The sequence below is a fragment of the Evansella clarkii genome (assembly GCF_002019695.1).
Lineage (GTDB): Bacteria > Bacillota > Bacilli > Bacillales > Salisediminibacteriaceae > Evansella > Evansella clarkii.
In genome coordinates this window covers 3,327,369-3,345,230 of the sequence record NZ_KV917376.1, presented here as the reverse complement: position 1 = coordinate 3,345,230, position 17,862 = coordinate 3,327,369, and the positions used below count along the sequence as shown (strand labels likewise).

Sequence of the window (17,862 nt, the reverse complement as noted above, 5' to 3'; positions counted from 1 at the left end):
TTGCACTGATAATGTTAATTTTTTAACTCAACTAATTCTTCCTTCCTCAGCATATCGATAAAATTGATAACTTGTTCTTCACATTCTGTTTTTTTAACGTCATATTCTTCAAGCAGTCTAATAACAATTTCTTCAATAGAGATTGGCTGTTCGATCAGTTCCCAGATTCGTCCTCCAATTTCACCAAGGTTATAATATTTCCCTTTACTAATACTTAACATTACCTTTTCTCCGTCCATGTCACTGACAATGCTTCCTGGGAATTGACTTACCAGTGTATTTGTATAAATATTTTGACTTCCAATCATACAACAACCTCCTTATTTATCGATGATAGTATAAGTGCTGTTAATTCCTCTGTAGTAAATCGCGAACTTGGGCGCTGTATTTGATATAAATCCAGCTTATTTACCATATCCGCACAAACTTTGAAATGCCATTCCATTAATCCGGCAGGCTTAAGAAAGAAATTACGGTACGTATGAAGGTACAAGCTATGAAACCGTTCCAGCTGCTGGATCTCCCTGATTTCAACTTCCTCATTATTAGTTTTTATTAATTCAAAAACACCTGCTAGTGGCAGCCTGGTACTGGAAAAATGTTTATGTACCGGTATCGCAAACTTTGTTTCCCGGTCAACAACAGGCCGGTAGCTGGAGGAGTCCATTCCAAATTTATCAAGGCTTTCCTGCCATAGTTTTTGCTGGGGGTATGCAGGTGTTACAACAGGTATATTTTCTTCGTTTAAAGTCACAGGAATTACATCGTCACTAATAAGCTTGTATCCTTTGTTCAATAAGGCGGAAGCAGTAGTAGACTTGCCTGCTCCAGATTCTCCGACAATAGCATAAGCCTTCCCATTAATTTCTATCGCGCTCCCGTGCAACGGGAGTATTCTCCTTTGCATCAATACAGCTCCCATACATGTCCCTAACATGTAGAGGCGAAGCTGGTCTTCCTGTACATCTTTAAAAGGTGAAACAACAATTTCCTTTCCACCGTGGATTGAGAATATCCCTACCTTTGGAATATTTACTAATATAAAATCCTTTTCTATATAAAAATAATCATTATCCTTAGTATGTGAATCCCATGTTTCCTGCAGGTTATTAAAGACGATGGTAATATCAGGTGTTATATTACACTGGTTAATTACTGTTAACTCTGGCAGTCTAATAGGACTCAATAACTTGAATCCAAAAGCAGAGTAATAAAAACATTCTCTAGTATTCATAATAATTCATTACCCCCGAGGTCATTCAATATGGGAAAACCCTTATACTGTTTAAGTTAGGTATAAGGGTCAAAAATGCCTAAAAATTAACTACCTAGCCCTGGGCCTGGGCCTGGGTCTGGATTTGCACACGCTTTATTAATTTTTCCGTCAAAATTTGCATTAGTACAATAGCTATCATCTTGTGCATCACCAGCTCCACCCATAGTTCTATTTACATCTAATAAATCTAAGATTGGTTGTTTCCATACTTTTTTCATTTTTCTCACCCCCTTTCATGATGTATGTCTCTTAAGAAACCTGTGCAGGATAAGACTGCGGGTTAAAACTTTAAACTCGTCATAAAAAACGTATTCGGGGTTGGGAGTGTCACCTAACATAGCTATAGCATTCTTTACATAGTCCATATTTATATAATGAGAAGTTACCGGGTCAGAAGTCATATTTGTTATTTCCTCAATAAACGCGGGCCATTTTGGTGTCAATCGATGAACCACGTCTGCAGCTTGTAAACCCCTGCTATGCTGATTTAACCTTACTTTATCCGGAAGCAACCCTTTCATAGCTCTTCTTATTAACGCTCGTTCCATTCCTCCTTTAGCATACTGCTCTTGAGGTACAGCAAGACAAAACTTTATTAAACGTAAATCATTTGTAGGGTCACGATCCCAAGTTGAATACCGTAATGAAAGTTTGGTAGTTGCTGTTCCTGTTTTATTCCATGTATAGGGCTGCTGGAAGTGATTGTTTCTTATTGATGTTTCATCATTAATAACTCTATTATATTCCATTAATCTTTCTTCTAGCTGTGTATTTTTGGCAAGGTCAGGGTTTATTAACTTCATCCAATTAGTTTCTGTGTTAGCTGTTTCCTCTTTATTAAAAAAGGAATAGATTATTGGAAATGTTTTTTCCATTACTAATGGAAGAATAACTCGTTTTCCAGTATTAAGTTGTTGACAGAATAGGTTTAACTCTTTGTTTAAAGCAATCCAACGGAGCCTTTTTAATAAATCACTGTAGTAGGTAATCGTAAGGTTTTTCGAACCGAAAGAAATGGAATGATTTCCTCTGGCACCATTTAATAAAATTTTTATTCCCTGCTGGCTTACTGTTTCATTTATTCCTTTCAGCCATAAAGAATTATTAAAGAACTTATAAGGCATTTCCATAATGTCAAGGAAATGGTCAATCTCGTCCAAAGAGCTTCTCCCATCAAAATCAAGATAATTATCATTAATATTTCCAACAAAATTTACTGTTTCTTTAATATACGGCGACTCATTAGGCACATAAAAATTCGATGTCCAGTCATTAAATGTTACTTCCGGTACATAACTGTATGTGTAAAGTTTCTTATAATCTTTTTGTAACTGCTTTGCAGCTATACTAACTACAGAGCTCGAGTCAAGGCCTCCGCTTAATTGAGCCCCCACTCCTCCATGTGTTCTAAGCCTGTCTGACACAGCCTGATCTAATTCGTAGCGGAAAGCTTCTTCATATTCTTCGTCAGATTTGAATTTAATAGTCTCATTAACATCCAACTTTATATACCTGGCCAACTTCACATTTCCATTCTTTGCAGATATGCTGTGTCCCGGAGGCACCTGGTATATTGATTTATAGACAGTTTCAGTCATATTTATAGCTTCTTCCATTCCGGAAATTGAAATAAATTCCGCCAGCCAGCTTTCATTTAATTCCTTTTTTATGTAAGGAAATCGAAAGAAGGTCTCCATTATAGTAGAAAAAATAAAGCGGCTTTGGTCATTATAAAAGTATAGCGTTCTGGCTCCTGAGAAGTCTCTGGCACCAAAAAGCTTTTGGTTGTTTTGATCCCATATCATAAAGGAAAAGTCACCAATTAGATATTTCGGACATTGCTCCCCCCATTTATCATAAGCCAGTAAAATAATCTGGCTGTCTGGCATAGATCTTTTGATCAGTGGATCTTTTATATGCAGCTTTTCAAATAACTCTTTTCTATTATCTATAATAGCGTCACACGTTATAGCTAACTTTCTATTGTAGTCATAGTATGGCAATTGTTCCCCTACTGATTCCGGAGTAATCCACTGAGCATGGCAGCCTAAAAATATGTTGCGCATTTGCCAGGTTTGAATGTCATCGGCAGGAAATTGCTCAAAACCCGCCATTAAAGCTCTCGCTTGTTTAGGTAAAACTGCTTCATTATTAAAATGGACTAGGCCGGCAATCGCGCTCATAGTAATCCTCCTGTTAACAACAATGTTAAATGAATAGAACAATACCACCGGAATTATTATGATTTTTTAAGATTCTCAACCCCGTTCTAAATAACGAATGCAAAGATCAAAAAAAATAATATATACCTATAGACCATTCCAGTCATTGCTCTTGTGTTCGTAATAAAGAACTATCCTTTAGCTAAATTTATCACCCTTTATTATTAATGTCAATTACTCTTGAAAAATAAATTTTTATGTTCTTTTTACTTAATGTGCAATTAAACTTGTGTAAATTTTAAAGTCAATTTCCTGTATATTATTTCTTCAATGCTTTATTAATACCCCTAAATTATTAAGTGATGTATAATTATTTTCCTTTAAATAATCTAAAAATCTACTGATCTCTGTGGGTGCATGCTCAACATTTCTTGAATAGCTTTGGATTAAAGTTATTAAATGATTGTGGGTAAAACTTTCTTTATGGTAATTCATTAATCCAATTGATTGAAATTTAATTAAGGAAACATGTATAACCATAACAATGTATTCCTCAAAAACATTTCTTGTTATATGATACGGAAAAACATTTCTAAATATATAATTAACTAAGTAATTTTCAAAAATATATTCATGCTCAGATAAGAAAGGCAGGAAATATTGGTGATATGCTTTATTATATTCCATTAAACTTTGTTCATTTATTAAAGAACCAGTATATTTCAGACCTTTTAATCCTTCAAACAAGCAATTCAAATATCTGCTGTCTCTTACACCACTGAATATTCTCATATCCAGTAAATGCCTGTTGATCTTCATTTGTTTTTTAACAGATACCGTCACATTATTTTTTTTATTCAGAATTTCTCTGTTATCTATCAATAAATTAAAATGAGTTATACAGTTTGGTATTTCATCAATAGTTTGTTCGTCGATTAATCTCTGAATTTCATTTAAAAACATTCCTAATATTAATAACCTGTCAAATAGATAATAGCTTCTATTTTTTATTATACTAATTGAAAATTGTTGTAATTCATTAAAGTAAACAAATTCTCCACGTTTAGGAGTAGTTTTGCTTGGATTTATATTTATGGAAATTAGGTGACGATTATCAGTTGGTTCAACCACTTCATTAAAAGTTATGCCCTCTGGGTTAAGTAAAATAAGACGGGCTGCCTCAGGACAGGATAAAGTAGCAGATCTTTCGTACACTCCATCGATAATATTAGTTTGACGAGGGTACGTTGAGCATATATTAGGCAGGTAGTCCTCTCCCATTTCCGTATGAACCTTACATAACTTATCTTTATTAAGAAGCGGGCAATATAACTCACTATCTAACATTAATACTGCATAGTTTTCTTTATTACTTTTGACGTCTAGTTTTTTTAAATGTTTGGTGAGCAGAGTGTTATCTGTATTTTCATGTTTATAATAAGTTTCCTGATCAATGTTTATTCTCCAACCATGACAGCACGTGTCTTCACATTCAGATCCAAGACATTTAAATTTTTGTAAATAATCAGGTTCAAGTAGTTTTCTGATTGGCATTTAATAACTGTCCTTTCATGGTCCCAATGGACATAAATATTTGTTCATACGGAACAGCTTATTCATAATAAAGAATTAACCAGGTAAAAAACATGTAAATCATAAAGATTTCCCATCGGTATTAGTTCGTTATAATGAATATCTTCTTTTAAAAAAATTATCACTTTTTTAAGAAAGTGTCAATCAAATATGAATGTTTACTCCCCCGATATAGGACGCAGTCTTTTGGATAAATTCTGTTTCATCTATCTACCTCCACAGATGCACAATTTTGCCAAACAGCTTCGAGCCTAATAATTCAAGAATAGGAATATTTTTTTCTGCGTATTATTTTATACACTCCCCCTGGAACCAGCCCAACAATCAAGGCTCTAAAGGCATAAATATGGGATTTAAGAGGAAGCTTTAGCAGTCTGTAGCCCTTATAACGAACATATGCTTCATTAATTCTGTACTTATACTTCCTTCTTTTTATCGCATTTCTATCATCCCTGACTTCATATAAAGCCTCCTGAATGTTGCATCCTTTAGAACCATTTGCATACATGCGGAACCAAAGGTCATAATCTTCAGCTCGGTATGTCCTTTTATCGGTGTCGTAGCCGTTAACATGCATTATCGCCTCTTTTCTGAACATACTGGGTGCATGGCAAAAAGGACTTTGTAAGACAAAGTCCTCTGCTGTTGGTACTTTAACAGGTATAACCTGACCCCAAAAACCTTTCTCATCAAAAAAAGACATCCCTGTACTGACGATGTCGAATTCCGGTAAGTTATTAAGAACTGCTGCTTCCCGTTCCAGCCTTTCAGGAAGTGACCGGTCATCCCCATCCTGGCGGGCAATATATTCTCCTGTAGTATGTTCCAGGCACTTGTTAAGGGAATGAGCAAGTCCCACATTCTGCTTATTCCTTATTAAAACAATGTTGTCATACATATCAGCATACTTTTTTGCAATATAATAAGTATTGTCACTCGATCCATCTTCACACAAAATCAGCTCCCAATTTGTGTATGTCTGGTTTAGAAGTGATTCAATACTTTCACTCAAAGTAGCCTCACAGTTGTATACTCCCATAATTATTGAAATCTTTCCCTTAGTATTAAGCATCCAACTTCTCCCTTTGCGAAAGGATGAGTGTGTTGCAAAGTCTGTCCCGGTCCTCAAGTATATAGTCCCACAGTTTCTCCTGAGCAAAATTTGTCCTGGCAAAGTTAAATGCATTTTTGCCCATTTCTTCTCTTTCCTTTGGATTAAGTATCATCTGTTCCATAGCGTCGACTAATGGCTGTACAGAACCTTTTGGTACTGTAAGTCCGGTTATTCCAGGCTGCATCGCGTCAACCGGACCGGGAATGTCAGTTACAATTACCGGCACACCCATTGCTTCTGCTTCAATTACAACTGAACCAAAACCTTCCCGGTAACTTGGAAGGACAAAAAGATCCATAGCGGCGATGAATTTTTCTACCTGAGTCGTAAACCCAGTGTAAATCACAGAATCAAAACTCTTTGACCATTTATAAATCTCTGGCTCAAGTCCCTCAACCTTATCATCTGGCCCAATTATAAGGAGTTTACAATTTTGATATTCATCTGATATCTTTTTAAATGCCTGCAGCAGCTCATTTATTCCTTTATCTTTGTCCAGCCTTCCAATAAAACCAATTACCAGCTCATCAGGCTGTATGTTGTATTGTTTCCGTATTAATTTATTCCAGTAACATTTTTTCGAAATATCAAATTTGACCAAATCAACACCATTAGCGCTTCCGTTCCATATTACTCTACTCTTCCTTGGTTTATAGAGTTTTTCTCTGAAACTGAAATTAAGATTTCCTAAACTGTCAGGTTCAATATAAGTAGATAATGTACATACTGCTTTTTCCAAAAGCTTGAAAAATTGTCGTTTCCAACCTTCAAACCCTACGTACCTTATCCCCCACTGGCAATAGAGGCGTACTGGAACCCTTGCAAGCCACGCTGCTACAGAAGTATACAGAGCCGCATTTGGGGTTGAGTATTGCACTATATCAAAGTTCTCTTTTTTAAAGATTTTATAAAGCTGATAGATACATCTTATGGCATTTGCTGAATTTACTCCGCGAACCATTTCAACAGGTTTATAATTAATATAACTGGGCAGCGATTTTGCCAGCTGCAGATCATTATTGCAGATAACAGTTACCTCGTAACCACGCATATAAAAGTACTCCAGCTGCCCAATTAAAAAGCTTTTAATTGTCACTGATGTTGTTGTAACAAAGCAGATTCTTTTATTCGTCATATGATCACTCCATTACCGCATACTCACATCAGGTTATAAAACATAATTGAAGCGTGGGAAAATTAATTAAATATAATATAGCTTTTTAATAAACTTAAACCGATTGCAAATTGAGCATCTCCAGACATGCAGTTAAAGCAAGGCTTTCTGGAATTTCCACATCGTCAAAAGTGATTATTTCCCCTTCTTGGACTTGTCTCTTCATAACGGTATTAACAAGTATGCCAATAGGTACATGGTTGTTATCTGTAGTTAATTTAACTGCTTCCCCTCTTACCTGGAAACTCCCTATCCCCTTTTTAATCTCCTCTCCCGGTTTTAGCGTTCTTTTAGCAATTGCTGCTACACTTACAGAAGGATTTTCTCCATTATTTAAAAGTACTCCTCCTCCGTTAATGACTCTTCTAATCGTTTTTACAACTTCTAAATGGCAAAAATGATAGTTTTGCAAAATCGTATAATAAGGACCTTCTCCCATTTTAAAGTAACGTAAAGCTTCCTTCTGCCGTGGATCATGAGTTGCTGTTATAAAGACTCCTGGAGGGGCTTTTGGTGCAACTATATATTCACAAATAGGATAACCTAAACGGGCTGCCTCTTCCGCCAATTCATCCCCAATTGCATTTAAATCGTCAGAGCTTGGTGATAAAAGACCATCGACAGCGATTCCAGCTCCTAGTCCATTGGCAACTAATGCTTGCTCTATTTGTACTTTAGTTCCATCTGTAAAAGAAGTAGTCATATCGATCCGTAATCCATTTTTATTCGACCAAAATTCCATGTCTTCCTGTGTAGGATCCAGGTTTAGAAAACCTTTTATATTTCCATAAACGAGTGGTTTAAAGCCCATTTGAATAACATTTTTGTGTAAAGTGGCCAAACAGCCTGGCTGATCCCCTTCAGCCTCAGTGATAAACCCTCTTTTAGCAAAATAAGAACCTGTGGAAACTTGCAGCTCGGCGTTCATAGTAACAACTGGCAAGGATGCTTTTATTGCTCTGTCGATTACTTCCGTTCCATATAAAACGTCACCGCTGCATTCGACAATCAAATCGCAGCTTACGATAAACTCCTCTATGGAATTTGTCAGAACTTCAGAAAAAGGATAATCATTCATAGTATTAATTTCCCGGCGAGTTAGCACTTTAGTAAGTTCTAAATCTGCTTGCTTTTTCACTTCGATTGCTATACCTTTACCGATTAAACCAGTTCCTGCGATACCTATTCTGGTAATGTTTTGGTTCATCTGTTAAACCTCCCGGATAGATTTTATTCTAAATAGCGAACGACGAGGGTAAAAAAATAGACTTATTTACATTATTGTAAGAAGGCTTTCAGCTTCATCAGTATAATTTTTAAACCGCTATTTCTTCCATATAAAAAAACTACTTCCGATCTAATTAATTGATGCAATAAGGAATATTTTCTATACTTGAAAGACCTCTGCACTGCTAAGAGCAGGGTGACTCTTATCTTTTTCTGATAAAACCGGATCTGTCGTCGGCCAGGCAATCCCGATCTCCGGGTCATTCCACATAATTCCTCTGTCTGCCTCTGGGGAATAGTATTCATCAACCTTATATACAACCTCGGTGTTTGGTTCAAGAGTACAAAAACCGTGAGCAAAGCCTTTTGGTACAAGAAGCTGCTTCTTATTATTTTCATCTAGTTCAATTCCAAACCACTTGCCGAAGTAAGGAGATTCTATTCTAATATCAACTACCACATCGAAAACCGCTCCTCTTATTACCCTTACTAATTTAGCCTGGGACATGGGGTGTAACTGGTAATGCAGACCACGGATTGTTCCTTTCTCAACAGATAAAGAATGGTTATCCTGTACAAAAGTATTTTCTATTCCATAGCTTTTTATATTTATATAATTGTAAGTTTCCATAAAAAAACCCCGTTCGTCCTCAAAGACTCTTGGGGTAATCACTTTTACTTCTTCAAATATTGTGTTAATAACGTTCAAATCTATCACCTTCACAATTTCGAATTTTTTATAGTTTGACTGTCTTTAATCTTTCCCACCACTGCCTGTTGTTCATATACCACTCAATAGTTTTTATAAGTCCCTCGTTAAAACTGAAGCGGGGATTCCAGCCTAATTCGCTTTTTATTTTCTCCGCATCGATCGCATATCTGCGGTCATGTCCTTTTCTGTCTTCTACATATTTTATTAGAGTTTCTGGTTTGTTAAGATAGTTCAATATTTCCTTTACAATGTCAATATTTTTCTTCTCGTTATGCCCGCCTATATTGTATACTTCGCCAGGTCCTCCCTTATGAAGCACCAAATCAATGGCACGGCAATGATCTTCTACATGGAGCCAGTCTCTTACATGCAGGCCATCGCCATAAACAGGAAGTTCTCTATCTTCCAGTGCATTGGTGACCATTAAAGGAATCAGTTTCTCGGGAAAATGAAAAGGGCCGTAGTTGTTTGAACAGCGGGTAATATTAACATGCATATTATATGTTTCAAAATAAGACTTTACTAATAAATCAGCAGATGCTTTACTGGCTGAATATGGACTATTAGGGGCCAATGGGGTTTCCTCAGTAAAGTAGCCGTCCTCACCCAGACTGCCGTATACTTCATCCGTTGATATTTGCACAAACCTTTTTACATTGTTTTGCAGTGAAGCATTAAGCAGCGTATGAGTTCCTACTATATTTGTTTTTACAAAAACATCTGGTTCCTCTATGCTTTTGTCAACATGAGATTCAGCCGCAAAATTAATTACTGCATCCGGAGAATGCTCATTAAGTAAGGAGCTAATAAGATCTCTGTCTGATATGTCCCCCTGGACAAAGCAGTGATTGGGGTTATCTATTACACCCTCTAAATTTTCAAGGTTTCCTGCGTAAGTCAATTTATCAAGATTTATTATTTTATATGCAGAATATTTATTTAGCATGTATTTTACGAAATTACTGCCAATAAAGCCTGCTCCGCCAGTAATCAAAATTTCCATCTATCTGACCTCCGGACTTTTTATCTATTTACTGCCATCGTTACTGTTTTCAGTTTTTCATCTGCTAACCAAAGCAGGTATTGGCCGTATTCGCTTTTCTTTAAAGGCTCTGCTAATTCAAGTAACTGTGAGGTAGTAATATACCCTTTGTTAAAAGAAATTTCCTCGAGGCAGGCAACTTTTTGACGCTGCCGTTTCTCAATAATTTCAATAAACTGGGATGCTTCAAGAAGGGATTCGTGAGTACCAGTATCAAGCCACGCGAAACCCCGTCCAAGCAGCTCAACAGTAAGCTGGCCATTTAGCAGATAAGCATTTAATATATCAGTTATTTCTAATTCTCCTCTTGCCGAAGGCTGGACATTTTTAGCATAGTTAATAACCTTGTTATCAAAAAAGTAAAGCCCCGTAATAGCATAGTTGGATCTCGGATTTTCAGGCTTCTCTTCAATTGATAATACGCGGCCATCTCCATCAAATTCTACTACTCCAAACCTTTCGGGATCTTTTACATTATAACCAAAAATTGTGGCACCTGCCGGTTTAGAGGCGACCCTTTCCAGCTGCCTTGTGAATTCATGGCCATAAAAAATATTGTCACCAAGTATAAGAGCGACATTATCCATCCCTATGAAGCTTTCACCAATTATAAAAGCTTCCGCCAGACCTTTGGGTTCTGTCTGAACAGAGTAAGCTAGGCTTATGCCAAACTCTTTTCCATCCCCAAGGAGCTGCTTAAAAAGCGGTGTATCTTCAGGTGTAGATATAATAAGGATTTCTTTAATTCCTGCCAGCATTAAAACGGAAATTGGATAATAAATCATCGGTTTATCATACACGGGGAGCAGCTGTTTAGAAATCGAACGAGTTAATGGATAAAGACGAGTCCCACTTCCGCCTGCTAAAATAATTCCTTTCATTTATACCCCACCCTTTGTTTTATAAAATAAAAAAGCCTTCTCTTTTTTTGAGAAGGATCCATTAGCTTATGAAGTTACTTGTTTTTCAGTTGTTTTTTCGTAACCATTTGGATTTAGCTTCTGCCAGTTCCATGAGTCTCTGCACATTTCAGCTAAACCTCTTTCCGCTCTCCAATTAAGTTCCGTCTCTGCTTTACTAGGATCTGCATAGCTAACTGCGATATCACCTGGCCGCCTGGCTTTTATCTCATAAGGGATTGGTTTACCAATTTCCTCTTCAAATGCCTGTACCATCTCAAGCACACTAAAACCTCTGCCAGTACCAAGGTTATACGCTTCAACTCCCCTGGTGCTTAAAACTTTTTCAAGCGCTTTTATATGCCCATCAGCAAGGTCCATTACATGGATGTAATCTCTTATCCCTGTACCGTCATAAGTTGGATAGTCGTTTCCAAACACACTAAGTTTAGCTAATTTCCCTACAGCAACCTGGGTTATGTAAGGAACAAGATTATTTGGAAGACCGCTTGGATCTTCTCCAATCAACCCACTCTCATGTGCTCCCACTGGGTTAAAATACCTCAGCAGGGCTATACTCCAGTTTTTGTTTGACTGATAAACGTCTTCCATTATCTGTTCTATCATTAATTTCGTTCTACCGTATGGATTAGTTGCCTGGAGAGGGAGGGATTCGTTTAACGGAACACATTGCTGATTACCGTAAACAGTCGCAGAAGAACTGAAAACCAGCTTTTCTACTTCAAAAGTCTCCATTACTTCCAGGAGAACAAGAGTACCTGCTATGTTGTTCTGGTAATATTTTAGAGGCTTTGTAACAGATTCTCCCACTGCTTTTAAGCCGGCGAAGTGTATGACAGCTTCGATCGAATTTTCCTCGAATACTTTTATTAGGGCTTCCTGGTCAAGGAGGTCAGTTCTGTATAACTTAATTTTTTTTTCGGTTATTTGCTCAACTCTTCTCAATGCCTCTGGATTACTGTTAGAAAAATTATCGATTACGACAATTTTATAGCCTCCATTAAGCAACTGTATACAAGTGTGAGTACCAATGTATCCAGCTCCACCGGTAACAAGTATTTTCAATGCCTTATCCTCCTTCTGCAGCGTAATTTGTTAAACTATTGTTTTACTTGTTCATTTCCTTTTTCGGTCTTTCCCGAAGATTCTTAATTAGTTCATACATAGAGGGACTAATACGGAATAAGATTAAAAATATCTTTTGTTTCCAGCCAATTTCTCTATGTTTTATCAAATCAAAAAAACTACTGTTGAAAGTATTTTTCAACTTTTTCATTTCTTTATTATCGTTTATGTGTATTCCGGCAAGGGAATAATACCAGAAGAATTTCTCTATAAAATGCTTTAATGCTTTCTGTTGTAATTCTTTTTCGTTTATTTCCTTAAAAAATTTCGTTCTATTTTTCAAAATATACACCGCATCCAATCTCTTTATATGGAAAGGGGAATTGATCTGACTGCCTTCTCTTTGTATGTAGTAATAAAGTTGAGCGTTAATATACGTCATTTTCTGGCTCTGATATAAAAGTTTATGTGCAATGCTTTCATCATCATTGATAACTCCCTCTTCATATCTAATATCATTAAACAACTCTCTTTTATAAATCTTATTCCAAGGACAAACAAAGGTAATCCCATTCTCTGTATACAACTGGTGAAGGGCATCTACGTTATTCATATGGCGGATGGGAAATGGTCTTTTTAAACCGTTTATATCTGTTAACTGACCTCCCTTAACCTTTTTGAAATCACAAACTACTATATCAGATGAATACTTACATGCAGTATTATATAAAATTTCATACATCGATTGGTGTATATAATCATCATTATCTACGAATCCAATATATTTACCTTCAGATGCTGTTAAGCCAGCATTTCTAGAAGAAGCAACACCGCCATTTTTTTTATGAATCACTTTAACTCTATTGTCAATTGCAGCATAACTGTCACATAATATCCCGCTGCTATCTGTAGAACCATCATTGACTAATATAAGCTCAAAGTCGGTAAATGTTTGAGATAAGATTGAATCTATGCATTTTTTTAAATAATTTTCTAAGTTATAGACAGGTACGATAATACTTATTTCTGCCATAAAATAATTCTCTCCTTACTAAGTCTGCGAAATTATCAAAAGCACACTATATAGCTCGCTCTGACTTATCTTTTCTAAGAGTAATATTTTTCCTGTATTTCCTCACTTGCCCCACAAAATATTTGCCAAAAGATATTTGATTAAATATATAACCAGTTCCTATACATAAAAATATGGTGAAAATAAACATTAAAATAGAGTACGATAAAATATTTAGAACTGGTGGTGGTTTTATGTAACTTAATAGCGTAAGGTAAAACCAGTTTAGAAGGAATATACTGAATGAATAATCACTTATAATCATCACTAGTTTAGGTACTTTATTAAAACGTGTGGAAAAGAAAGTTATTAGAAATATAATTGATGGAGCATATAAAAGCATACCGACCCTCTTGGAATTATAATCAAGCAAAAATAATCTGTTCATAAGCAACATAACACCTAATGAAATGATGGTAAGCAACAACAAGCCTATTAATAAAAGAAGTCTGTTAGAACGCATAACCTTCTCAATATATTTATAATTTTTTGCACTGTAAAACCCCAATACAAAGTAAAAAATCCATCCTATAAACGGTAACCAGTATCCTGTATTCCAAATATAGTTTGCAAGAGAACTATCTGAAATACCCACGAAATTAAAAATTGACAAATAAAGAAAGTTAACTAAAAACGCAACAGTTAAAACCCTCCTTGCAGAAAAACGATATAGATACTTACTAAACAGCATATGCAACAAATAAAATTGAAAAATTATTAAAATAAAATAAAGAGGGGACTTTCCAAGAAATACATTTTCTAAAATTCTTATAGAGAAGCTTTGTAATGTCCATGATTCTAAGTTTAAAAATGCATAGACAATACTCATAAATAAATAAGGGAATAATAATATTTTAGCTCTTTTTTTCAGGAAGTCCTGAGGTACTCTATTTGGGTAGTTTTTTGACAATAAAAATTCTGTAATATATACGAATACCGGGACACCAAACAGGGTAGACATGTATATTAGGTAACTTACAGTATGAATCATGTTAGGATCTTCATATATTTGCTGACCATGGTATATAGCATGTAGTAACGTTACAGCTAAGCAAGCGTAGCACCTCAACCAGAAAATATCTTTTATCAAGTGTAAATCTTTCATAAAAAACACTCACCCTCAATTTACTCAAAGATCAATTTACTTAAAACGTAAGTGGTGAAGCACATTTAAATTGTCCCTAAAGGATATAGGAAAACCATTGATCAAGTTTTTGATCAATGGTTTTTAATACTTACATTATTGAACGTTCCTTTTTGTTTTCAATAGATATAAGTCTTCCCTTATTTAACTTAAAAACGATATCACAATTTTCGATAGTGCTTAGTCTGTGGGCAATTATGATTAGAGTCTTTTCTCCCTTGAGCCCATCTACCGACTTCATGATTTCTTTTTCAGTATTATTATCCAATGCCGAGGTTGCTTCGTCCATAAATAATATTTCAGGATTATGATACAATGCACGAGCTATTCCGATTCGTTGTCTTTGACCTCCAGAAAGTCTAACTCCTCTTTCACCTACTTCTGTATCAAGGCCTTCAGGCAAAGATTCCACAAATTCCTTAAGTTGTGCTTGCTCCAAGGATCTCCAAACTTCTGTATCATTTATATCCTTATTATCTAATCCAAAGGCAATATTTCCCCGGATAGTATCATCCGACAAAAAGATAAATTGAGGGATATACCCAATCTTTTGCTGCCATAGTTCTTTTTGTTCAAACAGGTCAATATTATCAACAGTTACCTTTCCTTTTTCAGGTTTAAAAAGCCCGAGTATAATATCCACAATCGTTGTTTTTCCAGCCCCTGATTCACCTATAAACGCAACAGAACTACCTATTGGAATTGATAAGGATACATCCTTTACCGAATAATCCTTCTGGTTTGGATAACGAAAAGAGAGATCACTAACATTAATTGAATCCTTAAAAGTTTTTTCGCCAAAGTTAACTGATTTTAATATTTGATTTGAAGTTTTAAAAGTATCTTCTTTTATATTAAAAATATCATTGTAGACAACCTCTAATGCTGGATAGCTATACCTTATTGAATTTATCATAGCAACAACTCTATTAATAGATGGCATTAATCGGAATGCTGCCATTGCAAATAAAGCCATGGTTGCTACTAGCTGTGTCGTGTCTGTTCCCTGCAATATAATGATTAACATTGTTACCAGTACTACTGATACTAGTAATGTTTCAATAAAATATCTGGGCACCTGGTCTAACATCATCATGTAACGACTATTATTTGCTTTAATCTGACTTTTAGCAGCATAGGCATTCACAAAGAAGCTTTCTTTTCCTGATACTTTCACTTCTTTACTTGCCCCTAATCCTTGATTAACCCATTTAATCGTTTCACCGCTAACTTTCTGTTGTTCTTTACCAAGATAACTGATTTTTTTTCGAAAAAACTTAAAAAATAAAAAAACACTAACTCCTAATAGTATAGAGGCAGTTAATGTTGCTACTGGTGCTGTTATAAAAAGTAATGTGGTTATGCAAAGAATCACAAGGAACTCTGTGAATAGCTGAAAAGAAGACATTATAATTCCCTGAAATACTCTTGATACTTCGTTGTTTACATTTCTTAGTAAGTCAGCAGAATTCCTTTGGAGATGAAAAGTATAAGGTTTTGTTAAGTATTCCTTAAAAAGCATTCGTGAAAGATTCACTTGCTGATTAAAGATTAATTTATATTGAAAATAGTGAAACAGAAGTAAATAACAATTTTTTAGTAGAAAGACTATTAGTAAAAATATGACGGAGAAAAACATAAATGAACTGGTTGATTGAAATTTAAATGCATTGTATACATAAGCAAGGATAGCTTGTTCGTGAATTACCGAAGGGTTTGTAATAACTCCTACTAAAGGAACAATTAATCCTATTCCTATTGTTTCAAACAAGGCTGCTAAAATCATCATAAACAATAAAAAAAGTAGATTTTTCTTTTCCTTTTTACTAAAAAGATTAAAAAGTTTTTTTACTGTGTCCCTCATAATTTCACCCTTTAATTTATAATTCTTACTATTTCTTATTATTTGGGTCCTTTAACTCTCTAACAGAAGCACCACCCTCTATTTCACCAATGTATCTATATTTAACTGACACCTTTTCTGTAGCGTTTTGTAAGAACCATTCATATTCTATGTCATTATACCCTATATCTATAGCTTGAGATCCTTAAGATGATAAATCGTATGACAGAATTGTGCCTGTTTGCACTAGAGTTAGAGTAATTAACAATAATGATTAACTATCATGCTTTAAACATTCACTTTAGAGTAAACTGATAGAAAATATTTAATTACTCCTGGCTGTTAACTGATTTATTAAGGTTTATCGTTAGGTTTTTCCTGATTTCTGGATTTTCGATTAGATATTTAATCTTTTCATATAATTCAACCCTATTATAATTTATAATATAACCATTATACTCATCCTTTATTTGTTCCTTTGCCCCTGTGAAATTAGTAGTAATAATTGGTTTTTTTAACATTTTAGCCTCCATCAATGTCATACAATAGCCCTCATGCATAGATGGTTGGACATAGATATCAGCTTTTGAAATAAACGGGTAAGGATTTTTTTTTGCACCTAATAATTTAAAGTCATTTATGAGATCATATTGTACGATTAGCTTTTCATACTCACTTCGGTTATTTCCTTCACCGATGCAATACCATCTTACATTGTGACCTTCACTTTTAAGTTTCTTTAACACTTCAATCGCTAACATCTGGCCTTTCTCAAAAGAAAGCCTTCCAACTGTTACTATTCGTAATCCAGAAAAATTATTATCAAAGTCTACCTCTTCTTTCGATAATTCGTTAACTAGTTCATGAGAAATCATATTTTTAAAAACTTCAATTTTGGGTCTAGTTTCAGAAAATTTCTCACAAATTTTTTCTTTCGCAGTTTTCGAAACCACAAAAATTTTGTCAAACCTTTTATATAAAGTTGTATATAATTTCTCGTTAACCCTATGTTTTGAAACATCAAAATGCACCCAGGAAATTTTCTTAGCTGCTTTTACTTTATTTGCTACATAAAAATCAATTACATCTGTCGGCCCCTGATATGAAATAGCAGCATCGTATTCATATGAATTTTCAGGGACATTCTTAAGAACATAGGAATAGTAAAGATACCTGTTATCCATTTTTTTTGATAAAAAATAAGTGGCTGCAAATGCAGGAACACTGAGAAACTCTTTTTTTTTCAGTTGATCAGCAATCGTTTTCTGCGGTGGCTGCATGATTACCGGCTTTATTTTCTTAAACCAGGCGGCTTCCTCTACTTTAACCCAGTCAGGGATATCATTTAAAAATCCTCCTTTTTTTTCTAAGAGCAGGATAGTAATTTCATATTTCTCTTTCGGAATGACAGAAAGTAAAGATAAAAGTGATTTCTCTACTCCACCTATATTCATACTAGTAAGCATGAATAATACTTTTTTCTTGTTCATTTTTTAACCCCCTTCCTCCAGTAAATTA

The 17,862-nt window shown here is 35.0% G+C and carries 17 protein-coding genes; all 17 read right to left on the bottom strand.

The features are described 5' to 3' along the window. Nucleotides 1-14: 14 nt before the first annotated feature. The 17 genes from BK582_RS15470 to BK582_RS15395 all read right to left on the bottom strand — a co-directional run bounded on the left by BK582_RS15470 (nt 15) and on the right by BK582_RS15395 (nt 17,834). On the bottom strand, nt 15-308 hold the full coding sequence (locus BK582_RS15470) for a lasso peptide biosynthesis PqqD family chaperone (protein ID WP_078595900.1): 294 nt from the start codon (nt 306-308) through the stop codon (nt 15-17). Further along, nucleotides 305-1,234: a phosphoenolpyruvate carboxykinase (ATP) gene (locus tag BK582_RS15465; protein WP_420841231.1), complete on the bottom strand. Its 930-nt coding sequence runs from the start codon at nt 1,232-1,234 to the stop codon at nt 305-307. The genes BK582_RS15470 and BK582_RS15465 overlap by 4 nt, the downstream gene beginning before the upstream one ends. An 86-nt stretch (nt 1,235-1,320) precedes the next feature. Then, a complete protein-coding gene (locus tag BK582_RS26540; protein ID WP_139368261.1) occupies nt 1,321-1,494 on the bottom strand; it encodes a paeninodin family lasso peptide in 174 nt (57 codons plus the stop codon). Nucleotides 1,495-1,509: 15 nt separating this feature from the next. After that, entirely contained in the window at nt 1,510-3,459 is a 1,950-nt protein-coding gene (locus BK582_RS15460; protein WP_078595898.1) for an asparagine synthase-related protein, read from the bottom strand. Between the two features lie 306 nt (nt 3,460-3,765). Then, nucleotides 3,766-4,992 carry a flagellin lysine-N-methylase gene (fliB, locus tag BK582_RS15455; RefSeq protein WP_078595897.1) on the bottom strand — a complete coding sequence of 409 codons (1,227 nt, stop codon included), beginning with the start codon at nt 4,990-4,992 and terminating at the stop codon, nt 3,766-3,768. A gap of 298 nt (nt 4,993-5,290) precedes the next feature. Continuing rightward, complete coding sequence (locus BK582_RS15450) at nt 5,291-6,103, bottom strand: glycosyltransferase (protein ID WP_078595896.1); 813 nt, start codon at nt 6,101-6,103, stop codon at nt 5,291-5,293. Then, on the bottom strand, nt 6,096-7,280 hold the full coding sequence (locus tag BK582_RS15445) for a glycosyltransferase family 4 protein (protein ID WP_078595895.1): 1,185 nt from the start codon (nt 7,278-7,280) through the stop codon (nt 6,096-6,098). The genes BK582_RS15450 and BK582_RS15445 overlap by 8 nt, the downstream gene beginning before the upstream one ends. Before the next feature lie 94 nt (nt 7,281-7,374). Further along, on the bottom strand, nt 7,375-8,526 hold the full coding sequence (locus BK582_RS15440; protein WP_078595894.1) for an NAD(P)-dependent oxidoreductase: 1,152 nt from the start codon (nt 8,524-8,526) through the stop codon (nt 7,375-7,377). A gap of 180 nt (nt 8,527-8,706) precedes the next feature. Beyond that, complete coding sequence (gene rfbC, locus BK582_RS15435) at nt 8,707-9,255, bottom strand: dTDP-4-dehydrorhamnose 3,5-epimerase (protein WP_078595893.1); 549 nt, start codon at nt 9,253-9,255, stop codon at nt 8,707-8,709. A gap of 28 nt (nt 9,256-9,283) precedes the next feature. Then, a complete protein-coding gene (gene rfbB, locus BK582_RS15430) occupies nt 9,284-10,261 on the bottom strand; it encodes a dTDP-glucose 4,6-dehydratase (RefSeq protein WP_078595892.1) in 978 nt (325 codons plus the stop codon). Nucleotides 10,262-10,281: 20 nt separating this feature from the next. After that, the gene (gene rfbA / locus BK582_RS15425) at nt 10,282-11,181 is read right to left on the bottom strand and encodes a glucose-1-phosphate thymidylyltransferase RfbA (protein WP_078595891.1); all 900 of its coding nucleotides are present in this window, start codon (nt 11,179-11,181) and stop codon (nt 10,282-10,284) included. 66 nt (nt 11,182-11,247) lie between these two features. Then, nucleotides 11,248-12,285, bottom strand: coding sequence for a UDP-glucose 4-epimerase GalE (gene galE / locus BK582_RS15420; RefSeq protein WP_078595890.1), 1,038 nt, complete (start codon nt 12,283-12,285; stop codon nt 11,248-11,250). 43 nt (nt 12,286-12,328) lie between these two features. Then, nucleotides 12,329-13,318, bottom strand: coding sequence for a glycosyltransferase family 2 protein (locus BK582_RS15415; RefSeq protein WP_078595889.1), 990 nt, complete (start codon nt 13,316-13,318; stop codon nt 12,329-12,331). Between the two features lie 46 nt (nt 13,319-13,364). Beyond that, a complete protein-coding gene (locus BK582_RS15410; protein WP_078595888.1) occupies nt 13,365-14,462 on the bottom strand; it encodes an acyltransferase family protein in 1,098 nt (365 codons plus the stop codon). A gap of 130 nt (nt 14,463-14,592) precedes the next feature. After that, a complete protein-coding gene (locus BK582_RS15405) occupies nt 14,593-16,365 on the bottom strand; it encodes an ABC transporter ATP-binding protein (RefSeq protein ID WP_078595887.1) in 1,773 nt (590 codons plus the stop codon). A gap of 28 nt (nt 16,366-16,393) precedes the next feature. After that, on the bottom strand, nt 16,394-16,516 hold the full coding sequence (locus BK582_RS28315) for a hypothetical protein (RefSeq protein WP_420841248.1): 123 nt from the start codon (nt 16,514-16,516) through the stop codon (nt 16,394-16,396). 157 nt (nt 16,517-16,673) lie between these two features. Beyond that, on the bottom strand, nt 16,674-17,834 hold the full coding sequence (locus BK582_RS15395) for a glycosyltransferase (RefSeq protein ID WP_244895400.1): 1,161 nt from the start codon (nt 17,832-17,834) through the stop codon (nt 16,674-16,676). Between the last annotated feature and the right edge of the window lie 28 nt (nt 17,835-17,862).

What these genes read in the sequence shown, in the direction of transcription:
- BK582_RS15470 (WP_078595900.1), bottom strand. Translation starts at nt 308, where the DNA reads ATGATTGGAAGTCAAAATATTTATACAAATACACTGGTAAGTCAATTC.
- BK582_RS15465 (WP_420841231.1), bottom strand. Translation starts at nt 1,234, where the DNA reads ATGAATACTAGAGAATGTTTTTATTACTCTGCTTTTGGATTCAAGTTA.
- BK582_RS26540 (WP_139368261.1), bottom strand. Translation starts at nt 1,494, where the DNA reads ATGAAAAAAGTATGGAAACAACCAATCTTAGATTTATTAGATGTAAAT.
- BK582_RS15460 (WP_078595898.1), bottom strand. Translation starts at nt 3,459, where the DNA reads ATGAGCGCGATTGCCGGCCTAGTCCATTTTAATAATGAAGCAGTTTTA.
- fliB (WP_078595897.1), bottom strand. Translation starts at nt 4,992, where the DNA reads ATGCCAATCAGAAAACTACTTGAACCTGATTATTTACAAAAATTTAAA.
- BK582_RS15450 (WP_078595896.1), bottom strand. Translation starts at nt 6,103, where the DNA reads ATGCTTAATACTAAGGGAAAGATTTCAATAATTATGGGAGTATACAAC.
- BK582_RS15445 (WP_078595895.1), bottom strand. Translation starts at nt 7,280, where the DNA reads ATGACGAATAAAAGAATCTGCTTTGTTACAACAACATCAGTGACAATT.
- BK582_RS15440 (WP_078595894.1), bottom strand. Translation starts at nt 8,526, where the DNA reads ATGAACCAAAACATTACCAGAATAGGTATCGCAGGAACTGGTTTAATC.
- rfbB (WP_078595892.1), bottom strand. Translation starts at nt 10,261, where the DNA reads ATGGAAATTTTGATTACTGGCGGAGCAGGCTTTATTGGCAGTAATTTC.
- rfbA (WP_078595891.1), bottom strand. Translation starts at nt 11,181, where the DNA reads ATGAAAGGAATTATTTTAGCAGGCGGAAGTGGGACTCGTCTTTATCCA.
- BK582_RS15415 (WP_078595889.1), bottom strand. Translation starts at nt 13,318, where the DNA reads ATGGCAGAAATAAGTATTATCGTACCTGTCTATAACTTAGAAAATTAT.
- BK582_RS15410 (WP_078595888.1), bottom strand. Translation starts at nt 14,462, where the DNA reads ATGAAAGATTTACACTTGATAAAAGATATTTTCTGGTTGAGGTGCTAC.
- BK582_RS15405 (WP_078595887.1), bottom strand. Translation starts at nt 16,365, where the DNA reads ATGAGGGACACAGTAAAAAAACTTTTTAATCTTTTTAGTAAAAAGGAA.
- BK582_RS15395 (WP_244895400.1), bottom strand. Translation starts at nt 17,834, where the DNA reads ATGAACAAGAAAAAAGTATTATTCATGCTTACTAGTATGAATATAGGT.